The following is a 2,163-nucleotide window of genomic DNA, read 5'->3' on the forward strand; positions in this document are numbered from 1 at the left end:
GGCATCTTCAAGCGTATCACGATCCGCTGGCGCGCCACGGCCGCGAGCGTACCAGCCGCGCAGCAGCGCCTCCAGGCGCGCGAATTCCTGCTGTGTCAAACCCAGCCGCTCGGCGATGCGCAGCAGCAGGCCACGCTCGGCGACGTTGACGTTGCCGTCGGCAAACGCGGTCTGCAATTGGATTTCCAGAAACACGCGCACCAGATTGGGCTGCCAGCGGCAGGCGCGGCGAAAGCGATCCAGCGCGGCGTCGAGCTCGAAATCATCACGCTTGCCGCGATTAAAGCACGCAATGGCCTCCTCACGCGCCTGTGCGGACAGCGACATGCGCGCCATAAGCGCCTCGGCGACGCCGATTTCGGCCTGCGTCACCGCGCCATCGGCCTTGCTCAAGTGGCCCATGACGCTGAACGTGGTCTCGAAAAAGACATGCTGAATCGAGGTCGTGCCGCCGGCCCCCGCGCGCGGCGTCGCACGCGCGCGGTCTACCCAGTAGCCCGCCACAAGGCCGAGCGCGGCGCCCCAGATACCCGCGGCCAGGTATCCGAACAACGTCATTACAATCCTGCCAGTCCAGGTCATGCTATGCGGGGATCCCTCGAAGTGAATTGATAAAGGCTGTGAAAATCAGGACGTGTAGTGTAGTGCAACCCGGCGCCGCGGACAGGCCGACGCTATGCGGCCAGCATCGCAACACATCTTTGGTCAGCAGCCGCTGCTTCTGAATGGACGCTTTCAGCGGTCCCCTGCATTGGCGAGTGCGGACCGGTGACTGCTACCCTCCGGCCCGATGACCGGCAATGCGGCGTGTATCCTGTATTGCGGAAAGCTCGCGCGGCCGGCGCTCGTGGCTGGGCGGCACGCCGAAAAGATCCCGGTAGCACTTGCTGAAGTGCGGAGCGGAAACGAAACCGCAGGCCAAGGTTACATCCGCGATCGGCATGGTGGTCTGCAACAGAAACTGCCGCGCGCGCGTCAGCCGCAGCTTGAGATAGTACCGGGTGGGCGCGCACTTGAGGTACTGCTTGAACAAACGCTCCAGTTGCCGACGCGATACGTGAACATGGCGCGCGAGATCGTCCAGAGTTAGCGGCTCCTCGACATTGGCCTCCATCAGGGACACCGCCTCGATCAGTTTCGGCTGCCCGAGGCCAATGCGCAGGCGCAGTGGATCCCGCTGATGGTCGTGAAAATTCCGGATGCGTTCGTGAATGAATTCCTCGGAGATGCCGGCGGCGAGTTCGATGCCCTGCTGCTGGCTGATCAGCGTCAGCATCATGTCCAGCGGGGCGATGCCGCCCGAGCAGGTGTAGCGATCCCGATCCATAACGAACAATTCATCGGTGGAGTCGATGCGGGGAAATTCCTCGCGCATACCGGCGATGTTCTGCCAGTGGATGGTGGCGCGGTAACCGTCCAGCAGACCGGCGCGCGCCAGCAGATAGGAACCGGTACACAGTCCACCGAGAATCACATGCCGATGCGCCAGCCGGTGCAGCCAGTTGATTATGGGTTTGTCAAACGACAGGCGCACATCCATGCCGCCGCAGACGAACAGCATGTCCGGCTGTTCCGCCTGATAAATATCGGTGCCGACCGCGAGCGACAAGCCATTGCTGGCGGCGACCGGCTCGCCGTCGAATGTTACTGTGGTCCACTGATAAAGCAATTGCCCGCTCAGGTGATTCGCCATGCGCAAGGGCTCAATCGCGCTTGCAAAAGCGATCATGGAGTAACGGGGCAATTGCAGAAAACCCACGCGCACGGCTACAGCGGCGCCATTCGCCATATTATTATCCCCCCTCTGCGGCTTCGTGACACCGAGCCGTCTTTAGAGCCTGAGACAATATAATAGCGCTGAGCGCGCAAGGACGCCAAGTGAGTTGAATTAAGAGTACCCAGACAATCGCGGCTGGCACGCATTCATTATCGTGCCGGGGTCAGCGCGTTCTGTCAGTTCTCAAGACGCCCTTAGCCGTCAGATGGTCAAGAATGGCGCGGGCGGCCTCGTCTGGCTGTGCGCCCTCGATGCGTTGACCGCGGCTGACCGGCGCCTCGCGTATGGCGCGTAAGCGATCGATCCCGGCGACGCTCCCCTGCCCGCGCGCGCACGGCGGCCGGGCACGCGCGGGACGCTGCTTGAAGATCGGCGCGAGCACGCAC

The 2,163-nt window shown here is 62.7% G+C and carries 2 protein-coding genes; both read right to left on the reverse strand.

All coding sequences use genetic code 11. The annotated features are described in order from the left end of the window. On the reverse strand, positions 1–558 hold a 558-nt coding region (gene djlA / locus H0V34_13570), incomplete at its 3' end, for a co-chaperone DjlA (GenBank protein MBA2492672.1). 217 nt (positions 559–775) lie between these two features. Further along, positions 776–1,789 carry a GlxA family transcriptional regulator gene (locus H0V34_13575; GenBank protein MBA2492673.1) on the reverse strand — a complete coding sequence of 338 codons (1,014 nt, stop codon included), beginning with the start codon at positions 1,787–1,789 and terminating at the stop codon, positions 776–778. Between the last annotated feature and the right edge of the window lie 374 nt (positions 1,790–2,163).

The sequence above is a fragment of the Gammaproteobacteria bacterium genome, assembly GCA_013696315.1.
GTDB lineage: Bacteria > Pseudomonadota > Gammaproteobacteria > JACCYU01 > JACCYU01 > JACCYU01.